16 protein-coding genes and 1 pseudogene are annotated in these 18,623 nt (G+C 38.3%); 1 reads left to right on the top strand and 16 read right to left on the bottom strand.

Going from position 1 to position 18,623, the window contains the following annotated elements:
• Positions 1–30: 30 nt before the first annotated feature.
• The 8 genes from MHB50_RS06110 to MHB50_RS06075 all read right to left on the bottom strand — a co-directional run bounded on the left by MHB50_RS06110 (position 31) and on the right by MHB50_RS06075 (position 8,411).
• Positions 31–2,196, bottom strand: coding sequence for an ABC transporter permease (locus tag MHB50_RS06110; protein ID WP_340085032.1), 2,166 nt, complete (start codon positions 2,194–2,196; stop codon positions 31–33).
• Complete coding sequence (locus MHB50_RS06105; RefSeq protein WP_077114329.1) at positions 2,186–2,965, bottom strand: ABC transporter ATP-binding protein; 780 nt, start codon at positions 2,963–2,965, stop codon at positions 2,186–2,188. Before MHB50_RS06105 ends, MHB50_RS06110 begins: the two co-directional genes overlap by 11 nt.
• Before the next feature lie 548 nt (positions 2,966–3,513).
• Positions 3,514–4,155 (bottom strand): phosphoribulokinase, encoded by a 642-nt coding sequence (locus MHB50_RS06100; RefSeq protein WP_077114381.1) that lies wholly within the window; start codon positions 4,153–4,155, stop codon positions 3,514–3,516.
• Between the two features lie 200 nt (positions 4,156–4,355).
• On the bottom strand, positions 4,356–4,553 hold the full coding sequence (locus tag MHB50_RS06095) for a hypothetical protein (RefSeq protein ID WP_077114330.1): 198 nt from the start codon (positions 4,551–4,553) through the stop codon (positions 4,356–4,358).
• 575 nt (positions 4,554–5,128) lie between these two features.
• Entirely contained in the window at positions 5,129–6,238 is a 1,110-nt protein-coding gene (locus MHB50_RS06090) for a C45 family peptidase (RefSeq protein ID WP_340085031.1), read from the bottom strand.
• Between the two features lie 342 nt (positions 6,239–6,580).
• Complete coding sequence (locus tag MHB50_RS06085; protein ID WP_340085030.1) at positions 6,581–7,432, bottom strand: MerR family transcriptional regulator; 852 nt, start codon at positions 7,430–7,432, stop codon at positions 6,581–6,583.
• A gap of 74 nt (positions 7,433–7,506) precedes the next feature.
• Complete coding sequence (locus MHB50_RS06080; RefSeq protein WP_340085029.1) at positions 7,507–7,641, bottom strand: hypothetical protein; 135 nt, start codon at positions 7,639–7,641, stop codon at positions 7,507–7,509.
• A gap of 371 nt (positions 7,642–8,012) precedes the next feature.
• Entirely contained in the window at positions 8,013–8,411 is a 399-nt protein-coding gene (locus MHB50_RS06075; RefSeq protein ID WP_340085028.1) for a RidA family protein, read from the bottom strand.
• Positions 8,412–9,239: 828 nt separating this feature from the next.
• On the opposite strand from MHB50_RS06075, the gene MHB50_RS06070 reads away from it, so the two are divergent.
• The gene (locus MHB50_RS06070) at positions 9,240–10,388 is read left to right on the top strand and encodes an MFS transporter (RefSeq protein WP_077114338.1); all 1,149 of its coding nucleotides are present in this window, start codon (positions 9,240–9,242) and stop codon (positions 10,386–10,388) included.
• A gap of 185 nt (positions 10,389–10,573) precedes the next feature.
• Here MHB50_RS06070 and MHB50_RS06065 read toward each other — a convergent pair whose 3' ends face one another.
• From MHB50_RS06065 to glmS, 8 genes and pseudogenes are all read right to left on the bottom strand, one after another.
• Positions 10,574–11,194: a MepB family protein gene (locus MHB50_RS06065; RefSeq protein ID WP_340085027.1), complete on the bottom strand. Its 621-nt coding sequence runs from the start codon at positions 11,192–11,194 to the stop codon at positions 10,574–10,576.
• A gap of 311 nt (positions 11,195–11,505) precedes the next feature.
• Positions 11,506–11,744: pseudogene (locus MHB50_RS06060) on the bottom strand (prolipoprotein diacylglyceryl transferase family protein); the annotation flags it as partial.
• 82 nt (positions 11,745–11,826) lie between these two features.
• Complete coding sequence (locus tag MHB50_RS06055; RefSeq protein ID WP_340085026.1) at positions 11,827–12,585, bottom strand: ABC transporter permease; 759 nt, start codon at positions 12,583–12,585, stop codon at positions 11,827–11,829.
• Complete coding sequence (locus MHB50_RS06050; RefSeq protein ID WP_340085025.1) at positions 12,582–13,331, bottom strand: ABC transporter permease; 750 nt, start codon at positions 13,329–13,331, stop codon at positions 12,582–12,584. Before MHB50_RS06050 ends, MHB50_RS06055 begins: the two co-directional genes overlap by 4 nt.
• Positions 13,328–14,041, bottom strand: a complete 714-nt coding sequence (locus tag MHB50_RS06045) for an ATP-binding cassette domain-containing protein (protein WP_339162586.1) — start codon at positions 14,039–14,041, stop codon at positions 13,328–13,330. Before MHB50_RS06045 ends, MHB50_RS06050 begins: the two co-directional genes overlap by 4 nt.
• Positions 14,042–14,133: 92 nt before the next feature.
• Positions 14,134–15,147, bottom strand: a complete 1,014-nt coding sequence (locus MHB50_RS06040; protein ID WP_339162585.1) for a HAMP domain-containing sensor histidine kinase — start codon at positions 15,145–15,147, stop codon at positions 14,134–14,136.
• A complete protein-coding gene (locus MHB50_RS06035) occupies positions 15,144–15,821 on the bottom strand; it encodes a response regulator transcription factor (RefSeq protein ID WP_077114352.1) in 678 nt (225 codons plus the stop codon). Before MHB50_RS06035 ends, MHB50_RS06040 begins: the two co-directional genes overlap by 4 nt.
• A gap of 954 nt (positions 15,822–16,775) precedes the next feature.
• Positions 16,776–18,575 (bottom strand): glutamine--fructose-6-phosphate transaminase (isomerizing), encoded by a 1,800-nt coding sequence (gene glmS, locus MHB50_RS06030; RefSeq protein ID WP_340085024.1) that lies wholly within the window; start codon positions 18,573–18,575, stop codon positions 16,776–16,778.
• Between the last annotated feature and the right edge of the window lie 48 nt (positions 18,576–18,623).

The raw sequence follows: 18,623 nt of genomic DNA, 5'->3' as shown, positions 1-18,623 counted from the left end.
ACCTCCTTCTATATGAAAAGTGACTTTTCTTTAATCTATATTTGGCTTCCAACGCAATTTATCGATCTCATGACCTGCTGAACGGGCAACGGCTACTCCATAAATCACAAAAATGAGGATGACGACACATGCAAAGGCAAAGGAAATCGGATAAAGTAACGCATTGTCTTCGATGCGAATCACCACAAATGAAATCATTGCCTTTATCCCAACAGCCGCACTCACACATGCCAGAGACTTAGGTAACAGAAAAGCCAACAACACTTGTCTATGCATCGACTTTTTCATTTGATTCCGTTTTGCTCCCAACATGGAAAGTGTTACATAGCGCTGTCCAGTCTGCTTCATCTGTGTCAAAAATTGTAAAGCTAATACCGTACAAGCAATAATCAAGAATAAGAATCCCACATATAGTGTCGTATAACTACCCGCAACAACATAGAAGAGTTGACGTCCAAAGTTTTGCAAATAACTTTCAAACTGAAAGCCCGAAGATTGTAATAAGTCTCTGGCTTCCATCATGGGTTTCATTAAACCTTGCTCATCTTGCAGCTTTTGTGAGATGCGAAAATTCCAATAAGACACATAAGTTTCCGTATTTAAAAATTGTTCAAACATAGGGTCGGGGACGATAAATGCGGAATGAATTTCTACCGAACGGTCTGCGACTAACCCTCTCATCGGAGTGGATGCTCGTATAGATATTGCCTGATCATGAATGCTCATCAAACTTTGCCCTTCTTTTTCAGCCTTTTCAAGAATACGATCTAATACAGGCATGCGTTCTAAATTATCCATATGCAAAAGGTCTGGATTAAAGTATAGAGCAATTTCATCTGCATGCAGGTTCAGTGGTTTTTCTCCTATTGCCTTTAAAAGTCCATTATAAGATGATTCGGGAATGAGGTAAGGTGCTTTTGCATCAATCTCTAGGACCCCAAGCAAGTTAAGTGCATCGGGGTTTTCCGAACTAATCGTGTAACCTTGCATTTCTCCGGATAAAAGCTGCTCTTTATAGTCGCTTGGCAGAGCCATAATGAGCTGCTCTCTTAATTCAGACCAGTCTACCAACGATGAGGGCGAGTTGCCATCCCCTTGTTCATCCTTATATTTCATTTTCCCGATTTCTAATAGATTCAAGTCCTCTACATATGGTACCATTTTTTCTGAAGTAAGAAATTGCTCAACCTTTTGATGATCTCCATGAACCGTAAAATCATATAACGAGGAAGTCCTAGTAATAGCACTATCGAAACCGATAATCGTTGAAGCACCATTTGTGATCAAAATGATCGACAATGTGATGAGGATCGATGTTACAGCAACAGAAATGGATTTATTCGCTACATTTTCCTGGAACTGCCTTAAAGTAAATGTGCGCAGCCCTTTCGTAGATTTACCCTCGGACAAGCTTGCCAATAAGCCAAATAGTTTTCCAAATCCCCTCATAAAAAAGATCGTTCCCAAACATCCGAGAGCCAATGCCACAAACAAGAGCAGTCCTGCAAAATCCATAAAACGATATAAAACAATCCAGTAGGCAACACCTAGTAAGACAATACCCACTAAAATATGGAGTATGTTGCCTTTAAAATGTCCCCTATCTTGTTTCTTATCCATTTGCTCATAAAGTAATTGATGTACCTCTTGATTAAATAATCTTCCGCCAAGAATGACTAATGCGATGAGCTGGATGAATAAAAAACCAATGATCGTAAAGATTATCGCGCTTACCGACAAGCTTATTTGATGACCGATAATTCCCTGTCCGACTAGTTTAGAAACCGTCAAGCTGATGATTTCCGCTAAAAATCCGCCTATTAAAATCCCGCCAATGAGCGCCAAAATTGACGTCATAAGCCCCTCTGCTGCAAGTTGAAGAACTAGACGCTCTTTGCGCATTCCTAACATGAGATAGAGTCCAAACTCTTTGCTTCTCCGATTTAATTGGTACTGATTCGCAAATAAAATCAAGAAAAACAATAGGAATAAGGCAAATAGATACACAAGGGGCATGAGCGATAAGAGTTTATCGATCGCATCACTTTCAAATTCTTTCAAGAATAGGATCACATCTTGTCTTCCAAGTGAAAGAATGATATAAAACGAGGCCACTGCTGTGACTAGTGTTGCAAAGTAGATTAAATTTTCCTTCCGACTTCGATTCGCATTACGATAAATCAGCCTATAGAACATTTGCGCTTCCTCCCCCAAGCTGAGCTAATACCTTTAAAATTCTGTCATAAAATTTCTCGCGAGACTCATCTTGTTTGCGACGCAGTTCATGAAAGATGACACCATCTTGAATAAAAAGAATTCTGGAGCAAAAGCTTGCAGCATTCGGGTCATGGCTGACCATTAAAATGGTTTTTCCACTACTTCTATTAATTCCTTCCAGCTTATTCATTAAGATTTTTGCAGAGCGTGTGTCCAATGCTCCTGTCGGTTCATCTGCAAGAACGATATCTGGATCAGAAATCAAACTGCGGGCAGCAGCCACCCTTTGCTTTTGTCCTCCAGACATCTGAGATGGAAATTTATGAAGGATATCGGTAATTTCAAAAAAACTGGCCAGCTCATCTAACTTGGCACGTGCTTTCGCAAAATCCACCCCATGAATAGACAGCGGCAATAGGATATTTTCTTGTCCCGTTAAATTATCTAGCAGCGCAAAGTCTTGAAACAAGTACCCAATTCGACTACCCCGATATTCTGCTAAATCTTTACTGTCAAAAGCACTGATGTTTTTCCCATTTAAAAGTACCCGCCCGGCAGTTGGCTTGATGATCGTGGCAATGCAGTTTAATAACGTCGTTTTACCAGACCCGCTTGGTCCCATGATTCCTAAAAATTCTCCTGGGAGAATATCAAAACTGACACCGTTTAAAGCTTTTGTTATATTGTCTTTCTTTCCGAAGTTTTTTTGTAAGTCTTGAACCTCTAGTAATTTTCCTTCTCTGGCCATGCATAACTCCCCTTTTTTATGATCATTTTTGAAATCGAATTGAGTTATACACATTATAACCAGCATAAAAGTCTAGGAACACTTACAGATGATGTAAGGAAACGTAACTGATGTTAATCACTATATATAGTGTCCCGCGATCGTTCATTTATCCCGCATTAACTGGCAGTAAGCCCCTTTGCTTAGAAATCTAAAATGTAAGTAGAAAGTGATGGGTCAACTGCCAGTAAATGCCCGATTGGTTCAACTAACATTCAGTAGGAGATGGAAGAAAACTCCTACTGAATGAAGTTTCACTATATGGAATAAGCATGACCTCCAAAGGACATGTGCCATTAAACAAGTTTGCCTAATAAAGCTCCTGCCCATGCCTGAACAAATCACATATGCAATAAAGCAAGATGTTTTTTAGTTGCTGTCGCCATTATGATTAAACATTTAGAAAAGATTATATCTAAGTATCGCCAGCTCGACTTTATCCGTTGACGACATCTTAAAATAACAGGATGTTAGTTCTTCTTCCGCTCAGTTCGATTGTTCAGTTTCTTTTAAAAATGACCCTTTTCTACAATAACCTCTTCATTTGAATTTTTGATAACAATATCAAAACTTCGATGAAAAGGATGCATAAACAAATCATATTGAATTCTACGCTCTTCATGAGATTGCCTTACATAATGGATGTCTATTCCTCTCTCCGAAACATCCCGTTCACTTCTTCTCATTAACTCCGTTTCTCCATCCGTATATAAGTAAATGGTTAAATCGTACAAATCAGGATTGGTAAATGCAACACTCATTCCTTCAACAATGGTTATTTTGTTTTGTGAAGAGAGTAAACTGCTCTTTATATAATGTGTCCCAATTGTATAGAGGTCTAAGCCATCCCTGATCATGTTTATGTCTCTCTCTAAAGCTGATACATGATGAGCTGCAGGGTGACAGGCGGTCATTTTATAATGATGATTCTTATTTTTGTATTCATAATCTATTACAGCATATTTCCTAAGATGAGAGCCAATTATATATGGATCAGTATTCAGCTCATTAACACCTTGTTGTTCCAAAAATTTTGCAAGACTAGTTGCAAACGTTGTCTTTCCCGAAGCACCATGGCCCGAAATCCCAATGATTAATCTTTTATCTGTTTTATTTATAAAGTTAGCTATCCCTTGTAATATCTTGTCCATCATTCTCCCCTTTTTCGGTTTATGATTGATTTTCATTAAGTATATTCCAATTCCTTCTACAAAACATGCGATATTACCGCTTTAATTGTCTTCTAGTAGTAGCAAAGCAACTTCGGGGGGCCTTTCAATATACCAACCAAAAAGAAGCATGCTAAAATACAGCACGCTTCTCCTATAGATATGTTATTTATATTCTGAAGCTATGATTTTTCTTTCTTACTAAACATTACATAAGCAATAACTCCAAATAAATAACCTATACCTGCACCTATCACAATTGTTAACAATAGAAAGTCGAGGAAAAATATGCCGAAAACGACACCAATGGCACAACCAAAAATCATTCCCAATGGTATTAAACTATCTATTAAAACTTTAGTGTCTTTTGATTTTTTCATACCGAATGTTCCCTTCTATGTTACTGATAAAGCAACATCATTGGCATTGCTAATCTTTTTCATGGCTAGCCTTAACCGATCATGTATTTGAACATTGGCTTTTAGGTGACACGGGATTTAGATTTAGGCATACTCATTTACGAATTTGCTCCCTGTCGTTGATCATGTTTCTAGTGCGTATCCTTCAAACCTCACCCGATCAATTCCAGGACTTGCCTTAGTTCACTTTATTTTTTAAGAAAAAAACAATCCTTTTTGTTAAAGGGTTGTTGTGAACAAAATTTATTTTAATCATAACATTTTAAAGACGCAAAAGCGCATCAGGTGAAAACTTTATTCAGTAGGAGTTTTCTTCCATCTCCTACTGAATGTTAGTTGACCGAATCGGGCATTTAGGTGCCGTTTCTCCCACTTAGACCTTTTGTATTAACTCAGGGATTTTGAAGTGGGAGTATTACGGCACCTTACATGCGGGATAAAATCATTCAAAAAACAGAACAGTTTAAAAAATTTATTTTTCTCCCAAGAAATAAATAATTCATCAAGTTGCTTCATTCTTCTTCATCACTTTTCAACTACACTTTCATTCTCCAAAAACTGGGTCCATAATCTGTATTCTCAACCAAAACATTTAAATCAGAGGCAGGTAAAGCTTCTCCAACTGTTAACTGATGCATGTTATTTTGTATAGGAGAGCCAAAGGAGAATTCCAGTTGTTTGGCATTCAAATCAAACAATATAGAATGCACGGTTCCAAAATGTTGTTGATAATTATGCACAGTTAACCCCTCAGGATACTCTTGTAATAGGAAACTTCGCAGATGATTTTTCGAGATAAGATCATTGCTTTTTAAACTATTTTCCATAAAATCATAACGTACTTTGGACTGTTCCAACATGCTATTTTCTATTCTCGAAATATGAGGGAATAGGGCATGGTTAGTGGCAATCATGTATTCTGATTTGTTGGTGCTCTTTTCTACAGCTCTTTTTCCATCATAAGTTTCGATTAAAGCTGCATGACCATCGGCATCTGCTAAAAGCAAATTCATATTTGTTCCAATAGGCATATCCTCTATATAAGAAATTCCTTCCTCAACGTCTTTACAATTTTCAAGTAACGCCCTGACGATCACCATAAACTGTAACCCTTTTATAGTCGGCTTTTTCATTCCCGGGTGTTTTCCAACTGGCATACCGCAAGCAGCAAAAGCTACACAAAACCCTTTTTCATTTAAGCCTTCGCTTCGACCGAAATATGAAACGGAAAATCCAGTATGACTGTATTTCCCCTTTACTTTTGTTGTGCAGAGTCTCATATCAGAGATGGCTGGGGACAGGTCGTAGTTTCTTAGGACATACGTTTTATGATCATTTGTCTTAATCGGCAAAACAGCACCCAAACTACATCCACCTGGTTGTAGCAACGCTTCATCGAAGAAGTTAAGATCACTTGGCTTTACATTAAGCTCATCTGCAAACCCTTGTAATTCTTCGTTTAAACCTGGACAATATTCGTTCATGAGCTTTTCCATATCCTTACATTTTGCCTCGTCTATTGGTTTGACTGATAAAACTGTATTCTTTGCTACAGGATTCTTTTTTATTTCTTTTCCTTGCCTTCTACCAATTTCATAACTAGTGCCTTTAAGATACGAAAAAGAAGCTTGAATGGATTCTTTCATAATTTATCTCTCCCCGGTCAAAATGATTGATGCATATCGTGGAAATATATACTAGCTATTTCAAATACGCATATTCTTAAAAGAAATGAACTGACTTCTTCCCATAAAGAATGACAAGCATCAGCAAATCCTTGAATTTCCCTAAGCCAAATTCAATAGATTTGCATTGCTCAAACCTTCAGGGATCGATAAAGGGTTCCCGCGTGTGCTTGCCTGCCTCGTAAGTCTTGACCCTTAGCTAGATATACATCATAATTTCCCCCCTTTATTTCTATGTCTATATAAAGAATAAACCCTCCAGCAGGTGGAGAGTTTACCCTCTTTCTATATAAAAGCTGTTGTTTAATGATCTTTCTTGGTAACCCGTACACATATTTTCGTGATAAACTCGGAAGGATGTCTGTTCAAATCTGGTCGGATCTCTCTTATATTAAAATCGGAAGGAACAAGTCCTTTTTCATAGATCTCAAACGCATTCCCTACAGGGGATAAATTCTGTTCGATTAGCCAGCTTCTCAACTTTTCATATCCTGCATCCAACTCTGAATAGGGGCCTTTCTCAGTCAGGCATGCGTATGTTCCACCAACTAATATTCTACAACCGTCTATTTTGTTCGTTTCTTTTATTGGAATCAGCAGTTCCACATCTGCCTCCTTTTGATGTAAATCTCGTTCGTGAAAAACAGCCATGAGATTACCAATAATCTCCAGATTAAAAGCATAAACTCGATCAAACAACTTCTTAACCAACTGATCAATAAATGTAACGTTTATTTTCTCACGAATCGTATAAACTAGTAGTTCCTTTCGTTTTTCCATAAAACAGTCGGATAAAAGCGGTTCTGGTATGATAGAAGCCTCTTTTTCGATTTGTAGTTTTAATCGATTCATCTCTTCTATTTGTTTGGAAATTTTCTTTTTTTCATCCTCAAGTTCAGTAACCTTATGTTCTAATATGCATTTCCAGTCTATTTGATCAGAGCTTTCAATCAGTTCCTTAATTGCCGACAAAGAGAGATGACAGCTTTTTAAAAGCTTAATTTTTTTCAAAGTTTGAATTTTATCATAGTCATAATAACGATAGTTGGTTACAGGATCTATATAAGAAGGCTTTAGTAATCCAATGTCGCTATAATAACGTAAAGTTTTAACAGGAATATTACATATTTCAGAAAATTTACCTATAGAATACATTTTTTCATCCTTTCAACATATTTTCTTTGGCAAGTAAAAAATGTATGAAATGCAATTAACCATGCCTGCCAGCCTTACAAATACAATAAGAACTCTTTATAACGGAGCTGTCGATAAAAATAATGGGTGAACTGGATGGAGTTAATATACACACCTGAATAATGATCGTTTTCGGCCGCTTGGCAAACGGCTCCCAATAAGGCCGCCATTTTTAAATGATCCTCATGTCTCACATGATCAATCTTAACCGCTGCATCCTGCCAAACGTGGATGAACGGGAGTCTACAATTATTTTTGGAAGTTGGCAAGTGTCTTCTTTTTATTTACGCAAAAAGATTTTATCTGCTCGGAAACTCTCTTACAGCTTCTACCTTACATTTAACTCCTTTACTCCACAACTTTTATATTGATCATCGAAGAAGCAATAATAAGTCACAGCCTTTATAAAATAGCTTGATCATTTTCACCCAAATTTTCACAATTGAGCCCGATTGTTTGAAATTGCTCATATGAAAAACCATGGAATCATCTGGTTTTAGATGCTCCATGGTTTTGATGAAGTGTGTTAAAGCTTTATATTTTATACTTTAGCTGCCCAAATTTCTATTTCAATTTTTATCTCAGGTAAACCTAGCTCAGAAAGATATCCAATCGTCATTGCCGGATAATCATTGCAAAATAATTGATCCCACTCTGAATCTAAGAAATCCCAATCAATTATCTCAGTAGCCCATATGTTTACTTTTATAATATTTTCAGCACGTAACCCTTCGGATTCCATCACTTTTTTTATATTGGTAAACGTATTACTCACTTGCTCATTCATATTTTGCGGAAATTGCCCATTTTGATCCATACCGACTTGACCTGATGCAACATATAACTCTGCATTCCTTGGGATTTTTGTGATATGTGTGTAATTCCCCACCGGTGCAGGCACTCTTGATGGGTTTTTCCTTGTAACTTTTCTGTTTTCCATTTATTCACCGCCATTTAGAAATTTTCTGCCGTTTTTCTAGAAAACCAAATTTAGACACACTTCACCTGTGGAATGATTTCTAGAAAAAAACAGCAGTAGAGTATCCATATCCAAAAGATAAGAACTTAAGTGATTTTTTCTTCATGGGTGGACACTCCTCTCTCTCTAAATGACAGCATTCTTTACGTAACTAAAAAAAGAATCTAAGGTTTATTACTAGTTTCAACCTAGCATTGCTTTAATTAGATTTTTATTATCAGGATAAAAAACTTATTCTGTACGAACATATTGTCACATAGAGCAAGGTTTTTATCAAGCTTTATTTTAAATAATCGCTCTTTGTTTTATTGGTTGAAATAAAGTTTGATTAAAAAAACTTTTTTCACCAGAAAAGAGATTGTCGTTGATGAAATACGAAATACAACACTTCGTGTGCCAGATGTCAAAAAGGCTAAATAGTAAATGATGATTTGAAAAACTAGCTACTGAGTTCAACTATTCAAAACGGTAGAACCCAATTTGATGTTTTTTTATATTTACAAAATCAGCGTTTGTTGCGTACTTTTGATTAACTTTTATTTACATTTATAAACGTCCATATTAAGGGATTTTAAGAACAAGATGTCATTTATGTAAAAATATTCTTGTTTAATAAAAGGGTGTGTGTTAACATTATTTCGAAATTTACATCAAATATTATGAATTTCTCTAGTAATCATGAAACTGATGGTGTGCACATATTACAGAAGCATCTGCAGAACGATTAATCTATCCAAAATCAGTATATAAGGGGACATTGAACTATCTATAAAGGGGTGATAATGATTCATGCGGCTTCTCGTATTATTTTTGGCTACAGCCAATGCATTCATTCTTCTCTATGCACCTCAGCCCCTGCTACCTATATGGAAGAATGAATTTCAATTATCCATCTCGGCTGTTAGTCATACTATTTCTATCACCATTATCACCTTAGCTATAACCTCTTTTATGTTGGCATCAAAGTTTGATTTGTATAACCGAAAGAAAATTATTTTGTTAGCGAGTATAGCTTTAATTATTCCAAGTGCCATGATTGCCGTATCAGATTCATTCACTACGATCTTATTCTGGAGATTTGCATATGGTTTATTTATACCTGGTGTAACGGCTGTCATGATGGCTTATGCCTCAGAAGAGTTTCCAGCGAAACATCGAGGTAAAATCATGGGTATCTATGTAAGTGCGAATGTCGGAGGAGGATTATTAGGTAGGGTTATTTCTGGCCCAATAGCAGATCTCTTTTCCTGGAAAGCTGTTTTTGGATGTATGGCTGCGCTCTCTGCTGTTGTAGCTTTTCTTGTATGGATATATCTGCCCAACCCTAAAAATCAAACAAAAAAGAATAATGATAGTGCTCTTATTCACTTTAAAAACCCCACCTTAGTTGGAACATTCGCAATTGGTTTTGCACAATTCTTTGCATTTATTAGTTTCTTTACTTATATTCCGTTTTATGTGAGTGGAGCACCTTTTCACCTAACTGTTACGGAAGTTTCTTTATTATATTTAACTTATGCGTTTGGATTATTATCAGCACCCATATCAGGATATATATCAGATAAAATTGGAAGAAGATGGACGATGGCTAATGGGCATATAATCGCAGTTATAGGAATATTGTTAACCCTTTTCGGGACATTGCCAACAATTATTATCGGTGCTTCTTTATTAGCTTTTGGAAACTTCGCATCACAATCAGCTACTACAGCTTTTGTTACTGATATTGCAACAACATCTCGTGGAGCGGCTACTTCCCTTTACTTATTCTTTTTCTATCTAGGCGGAAGTCTCGGTTCTTGGATTCCAGGTATTATCTGGGATGAATTTGCATGGAACGGCGTTGTTCTTTCTACAACAGGTACAATTTGTATAGCGTTAATGATAAACGCCTCCCTAACAAAGAAGTCTTCGTCTCAACAAAACATTTCTGCGTAATAAAAAATAATTACTTTTATGTAAAAAGACTGGGGAAATTCCGCAGCCTTTTTACGTAGACTAAATCTATTCCAAAATCAAATTAACATCTTTAACTGATTTCAGTTTTTTATAATGACTTTGCCAAGTTTTGCTTTTTCGTCATTGGTTGTTTCGTTTTCTAACTCAACAACAACTTTTATATGTTAAAGATTAAAAAGTTTACGTATGTTTTCTTTGTCAATAGCTACATGTGGCCCAAAAGGAAAAAAGTAACGGAGTTGCCATTGTTGTGTCTTCAGAGCCTGTTTGCTCGCAGGTTCAGTCCAGGGCGGATAGACTCGAAAAGCCGTTTTTCCTTTCTTGCCATTATGAGACATAATTCCCTTTTCGATAAGTATTTTTTTATCAAAAACAAACTGCCCTTGGTTTTGTGAACTGCTTACACCTATAACGACAAAATCTACACTATCCGTGCTGTCAAATGGGAGAATTATATCTATAGGTCGTTTCCATATGGTTACGAACTGACCTATTTTAACTGGTGTTGTCTTTGCTTCGCGAAAAACGATATCTTTCCCTTCCATTCCAAAACGGCAAGCACCATACTCAGCACTTTCTGGTTCTCGAATAACCTTACTCGTAACTGTCATTCCACTAGCTTCATAAACTTTCATAGCCATTTCCATGTGATGCGGCAAAATATTTGTTTCTGGATCAACAATTTGCTGCCCGGACTCCAATCTAATTTCCGATTTGTGAGTAGTCATATACCCTTCCTTTCTATGGAAACTATACATATTTCTTTGCGTTGTAAAATTATCCATCGAATACCAGTCTAGCACAATTACCTATTTTGCAAGTTTGAAATTTTTAATAAGTGAATTTAGCTTACTCAAAAGTTGAATTTTTGCCTTATCATCTGACCCAGTTAGCGGCTCGTCTAATAGTAATAATAGGAGATGGAAAAAAACTCCCACTGCATGAAGTTTCACTTTATGTGCCTCAAATATTTTCATGAATAACCTCTTCCATTTTCCTATAAGTTACTTACGGAAATTCTCTTGTAAACTAGAGAGCTATTACCCTGAGTTCTGACTCTCAATTTTATTCGAAAACAATTCCAGACTTTTTAAATTCAGGATCCGTTATCTAAATAACGAACATGCGCATAGCCCTTTATCCTTCTAAATGCTAAATAAGCAAAATTGAAATTGTTTGCGCCATTTTTAGATGCTCTGTAAGCATTAAGTTATCTGTCCGTAGAGCCTCGATAAAAAAGCGACCGATTGAATATCAAATAACATAAAATAGAAAAAGCTCATCACGCTGTAGATTTACTTTTCTTAATACAAGCAGAATAGCAAAACCTATAAACAAGACTTCCATCAATGGGGGTCCCTCCCCTAGATTCTCTACAAATCAATTTCTTTATTTGTCTAAATAATAAAACCTAAACTCAGGCATCTCGTTTACGGTAAAATACAATAGCTACTGTAATAAATATCAGTGTCCATAACATTAAGATACCTGTTCCTTGCATTGGTGTAAGGATATTTATTTCATTAGGGGTAGGCGGCATGTACATATAATATCCTGCCGTATCCGGAAAAACATTTTTAATACGGGGTAGAAAATCTCTCAATAATGGACTGACAATGAAATAATGACCAAGCAGGACCACTAGAGCAGGAGTGGTTCGTCTGAGTAGAGCTCCGATAGCCGCACTGAGAAGGGTGGTTAATGTTAGATAGCCTGTTGCACCTGCTAAAGTTTTGATCATAGCGTCTATTTCAATCACGAATGCTGTGTCTCTTATCATCATAAAAGCATATAGTACGCCTGAGGCAGCCATGATAAACGCCATAGGAATGGTTACAATTGCCAAAGCTAAGAGCTTCATGGATAATTGAAACCCACGCCAAGGAATCGTAGTTAAAGTAGTTCGAATCTGTCCACCCGTATACTCCGAACAAGTAGCTAAGATACCAAGAATAATGAACCCTGCTTGAAGATATCCCATAGAAGCAAGTCCTATATTCAGTATACTTTGCGTTCCTGCTGCCCCTTGTGGACCAGCAGAAGTAAAAGCTGCTGCTAAAACTACATTTAGAATGAATGTAGCCATAAGAGTGCGCCATACCAACGGTAATGTAACTAATTTATCCAGTTCAGCACCAAGGATTCGTGTTATCTTTCTACTGGAAGAGGCACTCATGATGCAACGTCCCTCCTATGGAATACAGTGGCTGCTACAATGAAAAGAACGGCTACCCAAGCAAACATGATGAAACCACCTGTGAATGGGGTGTGAAAGCTGTCGCTCCTAAACATAAACATATCAAGGCCAGCCATGTCTGGTAAGTAAAACGCTAATTTTGTAACCTTAGTAAGGAGGTAAGAGACTGTCACAACAGATGAATTTATCATGAGCACAGCAAGCGGGATAATCCCATTCTTAGTTAGAACCGTAATTCCAAATGCCAAAAGAGCGGTAAATACCCAGTAACAAACCGCGCCGACCAGTCTAGATGCTTCAAATGCAGGGGCGTATTCACCAAGAATAAGATTTGTTGCCAATACAGTTGTTAGAATAGCAACAATGGAAAGCAGTATGCTGATCACTGTCACAGCACTTGCTTTTGCCAGCAAAAAGTGGAAACGGGATGAAACAACGGTTAAACTCGTTGTAATCTGATTCCCTCCACCAGATTCACTGCTCTCTGTCAAATACTCACTGCTGACAGCAAGCACACCAAGAATAATGATACCTTGCACACCAAGACCTAATCCAATATAGCCAACTTCTGATAGTCGTGTGCTTACTCCAGCTACAATATCCTCTTTTTCTACTATACTGTCCAAGGCAGCAATGACCGCTGGGGCAAATGCTCCAATAAGAAAGGCAAGCCAAATGCCCGGCAGGGAAAACAATTTAGATAGTTCCGCGTTGAATGCCCTCATACAACATCACCTGCATATTTAGATGTCAGGGCAAAAAAGGCTTCCTCCAGCGTGGAATGGTTACCTATTACTTCTTCCAATGTTCCATCTGCAACGACTTTTCCATGATTAATAATCACAACATCATCAACAGTCTCTGCAAGCTCACCCATTAGATGACTGGATAGTAACACCGTTTTACCAGACGCAGCACGTTCACGTAAAAATGTCCGAATCCAACGAATCCCTTCTGGGTCGAGCCCATTTACAGGTTCATCTAAAACTAATATTTTTGGATCCCCAAGTAGTGCAGCCGCCATTCCAAGTCTTCTTCCCATGCCAAGGGAATAACTCCCAACTCTTTTCCCAGCTGCATTCGTAAGACCTACGATTTCCAGAACTTCCTCGACACGTGACCGAGACAACCCTGCGGCACGAGCAATCCAACGCAAATGTGCCCGTCCTGTTCGCATACGATGAGCTCCAAATCCATCAAGTGCGGCACCTACTGTTGTTAGAGGATTCTGTAATTCTGCAAATGGCACTCCATTAATGAGTGCACTCCCTGAGGTGGCACGATCTAATCCAAGCAGGATGCGAAGTGTAGAACTTTTCCCTGCCCCATTTGGACCTAAAAAGCCAGTTACTCTTCCGGGTCTGGCTTTAAAACTGACACCTGATAAGATTTCTTGATTGCCGCGTTGTTTGACTAAGTTATGAATTGTAAGCAACCATAACACTTCCTTTCTGTTATGGTTCTCATTATAAAGAAGCAAAGTTACATCTTGGTTATCATGTTGTTTACTTCTGGGTTAACTTTAAATTAAGCTCTGCCAATAGCTACTTTTGTGCCATTTTCAGTTGATGTAAAGTCAGCTTTCAGCTTCATTTTTTTCAACATATAATTTGAAGCCGATAAACCAATTCCCGCTCCACGCTCATAGGATGAGTGATCCATGCCTGGACCTCTGTCTGCAACAATGATCTGTTCTTTTTCTACATCAACTACAATGTTGGCATACTTTCCCTCTGCTGCATGGCGAAGAATATTCTGAAATAAATTATCCAGAACTCGTGTCATCCATGTAGGATCTACTTCCCAATAAAAAGTCTTCTCTGTCGGTAAATCAACATCAAACTGAATTTCTTTTTCTTCAAATGCAGGATACCACGCAGCAACAGATGCTCTTACTAAACGTCCAATATCTGTTGGTGTCGGCCCAAAAGGATATTTTCCTGATGTAAGCAATGTATAGGAAAGCAAATCATCCATTAGATCTCCGATTCTTGTAATCGTATGGTTCATCTCTGTTAACGAATTTTGTGCTTCTAAACTCATGGATTCTTTATTTAATTTGGTGATATGGCCCCTCAAAATAGTAAGTGGCGTTCGTAAGTCGTGAGATAAATTCGCAATCAGTCGATGTCGTAATAATTCCTCTTCATATTCTCGCTTGCGGCTATCTTCAAGCTGCTGAATCATCCAATTAAAAGAACTTCCTAATTGGTCTATTTCATCCATACGATCCGTTTGAACAGCTATTGGTGTAGGAAATGTGTTGTGATTAGCTGAAAATGACATAACTTCCTGTAAGCGGGTGAGGCGTTTACGGAGTCTCACGAAGAACAGCCCAGACATTACAACAAATGCGACAATAATAAAACCCAACAAGAGTAGTGTAATGTAAAATTGATGTAAGGTATTGATATTCAAATCTTCTTCATTGATAGAAACCCCAAAGGACGCAAAGAAGAAAATAAGCACAAGTGAAGGAAAAAAGATAAATAGAAAATGTCCTTTTAGAAAGCGACGAAATAATGATCTTGTCTGTTTCATAGTTTCACCCGATAGCCTATTCCCTTCAACGTTTCAATAATCTCTGGGGAATCTGGATGACGCTCCAATTTTTGCCGCAGTCGATGGATATGCACCATTAATGTTTTATCACCAGTTATGTAGGGTTCGTTCCAAATCGCTTCATAAATTTGTTCTTTTGGTAAAACTCGATTAGGGTGTCGTAAGAAGTACATTAAAATTTGATGTTGTTTCCCTGTCAATATAATTTCTTCTCCTGTGTACTTGTCATATACCATTTGGACTTCTGGATCTACTTCAATATGATTTCCTAATGCAATTCGTTCGGAATGTATACCACCACTTCGACGGATTAATACTTCTAATCTTGCAACTAATTCATCTGTATGGAATGGTTTCGTTAAATAGTCATCCGCAAATTGTAAACCATCCACCTTATCATCTATAGATGTTCTAGCAGATAACAGCAATATTGGAACAGCAGGTGCTGCCTTTTTTAATCGTTTTCCCACAGTAAATCCGTCTAAACCAGGTAACATAATATCCAAAATAATGATTTCATACAGATTTACTTCTTTTTCGGCTCCTTCACCAGAAAGCAGCCACTGAACTGAAAATCCTCGCTGTTCCAATTCTTCTTTTACCCAACTGCCTATTTTCTCATTATCTTCAATATATAATACTTTTCTTTTCAAGTAGCATCCCCCTCTCTGAACATTTTTCTATAAAATTCCTGAACCCTTAATACGCCTATACTTTCATTGAACAATATCCGAATATAAATATCCATTTTTTTTAGAAATACTTTCCATTAAAAGCCCGATTGTGGAAGAACACTAATTTTATAGAAATTTGTTAAATGAACTTGTTTAACAATATTTCTCTCCTATGACGAATACCTTTAGAACTATACTTCGCCTTCATTACAATAACATCCTGATTTTCAATAATCTTTAATGATTTACTCGTCCAAGCGCCATTGTCATTAATAAGATTCACAAGTAATTTATTATAAAGTGAAACTTCATTCAGTAGGCGTTTTCTTCCATCCCTACTGAATGTTAGTTGAACGAATCGGGCAATTAGGTGTCATTTTCTCCCGCTTAGACCTTTTGTATCAACTCAAGTCTTGAAGTGGTGTATACGGCACCTTACAGGCGGGATAAAAAGTCCGTTGTCATAACAATTGATCGCCTGTTTTTGGATCTCTAGGTGTTTAATCCCAAGCTCTTCAGCAATGATAATCGTCTCCTCTTGTGGTAATAAAGGAAATTGTTCGCGAATACCCAAAAACATCAGAAAATTCAGTCAAATGAAAGTAGTTTCGCTCCAAATATCCGATAAAAACTCATGTTGTCTGCCGGTTTTTATACCTTTTAACCTTGTAAACCGACCTAATGAGGAAACATCTTGAATTCTGATAATCTGCCCCACTGCCAGTTCCTCGACCCTCTTTAATCCACTTATCAATTTTAGATGTTCTTTTTCATTTCGACACAAAAACACCCCTCTAGATAATCATATCCAAAGGGGAAAAGCTTCGCAACTTTTTTATAAACGTTACGACTTTATTTTAAAGATGCATCTTTTTTATAAACATCGCAACTTAATTTTTAATTTACACAGATTCTATTCAAACAAACTCCCCCTCATTCCACCGTTACACTTTTTGCTAAATTTCTCGGTTTATCAACGTCACATCCGCGGTGTAGCGCCGCATAGTAGGCGATCAGTTGCAGCGGAATGACGGAGATGAGCGGAGTGAGCAGTTCATGGACATGAGGCAGTACGTAGCGGTCTCCCGCTGTATCAAGGCCTTTCATGGAAATGATGCATGTGTGGGCGCCGCGTGTCTCCACTTCCTTGACGTTTGCCCGAATGCTTCCGTTAACATTGGTCTGGGTTGCCAATGCGATGACGGGGGTTCCTTTTTCAATCAGGGCAATGGTGCCGTGTTTTAATTCTCCCCCGGCAAATCCTTCTGCCTGAATGTAGGAGATCTCTTTCAGCTTTAGCGCTCCTTCTAACCCGACAAAATAGTCGATGGAACGGCCAATGAAAAAGCAGTTGATAGTCGCGGGCAAATATTCAGCCGCAATTTGCTCGAACGCTTCTTTGGCGTCACATAATGTATCCATCGCGCTGGCGGCGATCCCCAGTTCTTTGACTAAGTCAAGGTCAGTAGGTACTCTTTTGGCAGCCCCGGCTACGGATGCCAAAATCGCAAGGACGGCAATCTGGGCTGTGTATGCTTTTGTGGAAGCGACGGCAATTTCCGGTCCGGCATGTAAAAGCAGTGTATCATCCGCTTCTCTTGAAAGGGTGGAGCCAGGCACATTCGTGATCGTGAGTGCGCGGTACCCCATTTCCTTCACTTTCACCAATACCGCTCTGCTGTCTGCTGTTTCTCCGCTCTGGGAAATGAAAATAAATAATGGTCTTTTGGAAAGCAAAGGCATATTGTAGCCAAATTCACTGGCGAGATGGACTTCCACCGGAATTTCCGCCAGCTTTTCAATCAGCTGTTTTCCAACCAATCCCGCATGATAGCTTGTTCCGCATGCCACAATATAAATTCGGTCGGCTTTCAGCATGGCATTTGTGATTTCCTCATTGATCTGTAGACGGCCGTTCTCATCCTGGTACGCTTGAATGATTTTTCTCATGACAAGTGGCTGTTCATCTATCTCTTTCAACATGAAATGCGGATACGTTCCTTTTTCGATATCTGTCATGTCAAGCTCCGCTTTGTAAGGCTCCCTGATGATGACTTCGCCTTGCAAATTATAAATGTCTGCACGATCTTTTTTCACAATAGCGATTTCCTTATCCAACAGTTCAACGAATTGATTTGTGACATGAATCATTGCCATGGCATCACTGGCAACAACTTGAAAGTCTTCTCCGACTCCGATCAACAACGGGCTTTTATTTTTTGCCGCAAAGATAACTCCCGGTGTTTCAATATCCAGCATCGCTATTGCATATGATCCGTTGAGCAAACGCAGCGTTTCACGAAAAGCTTCTTCCGCCTCCATCGTTTGGGAAAACTTTTCTACCAATTGAACGATGACTTCTGTGTCTGTTTCACTTTGAAGCGTCACATCACGTAAATAGGCTGATTTCAGTTCCGACTCGTTTTCAATGACCCCGTTATGAACCAAAGTAAATCGGCCTGACGCACTTTGATGAGGGTGGGCATTCCTTTTGCTGGGCGATCCGTGGGTTGCCCAGCGCGTATGCCCGATTCCTGACCGAGCACTAATATTTCCGTCCACTGCATTTCTGAGGTCTGCTATCCGTCCTTCTTCTTTAAAAACATGAATGCCGTCTTGATTCTCAACAGCGATTCCTGCCGAATCATAGCCGCGGTATTCAAGCTTTTCCAAGCCTTTTAATAAAATTTCCTTCGCATCATTTGTCCCAATATAACCTGTAATTCCGCACATTGTCTTTCCTCCAGTAAAAGGAGGGCAAGCAGCACGAGGGCATACTTG

This window comes from Siminovitchia sp. FSL H7-0308, assembly GCF_037980985.1.
GTDB classification, from domain to species: Bacteria; Bacillota; Bacilli; order Bacillales; family Bacillaceae_C; genus Siminovitchia; species Siminovitchia thermophila.
The sequence above is the reverse complement of the archived record's forward strand: the minus strand, read 5'-3'. Positions and strand labels throughout refer to the sequence as shown.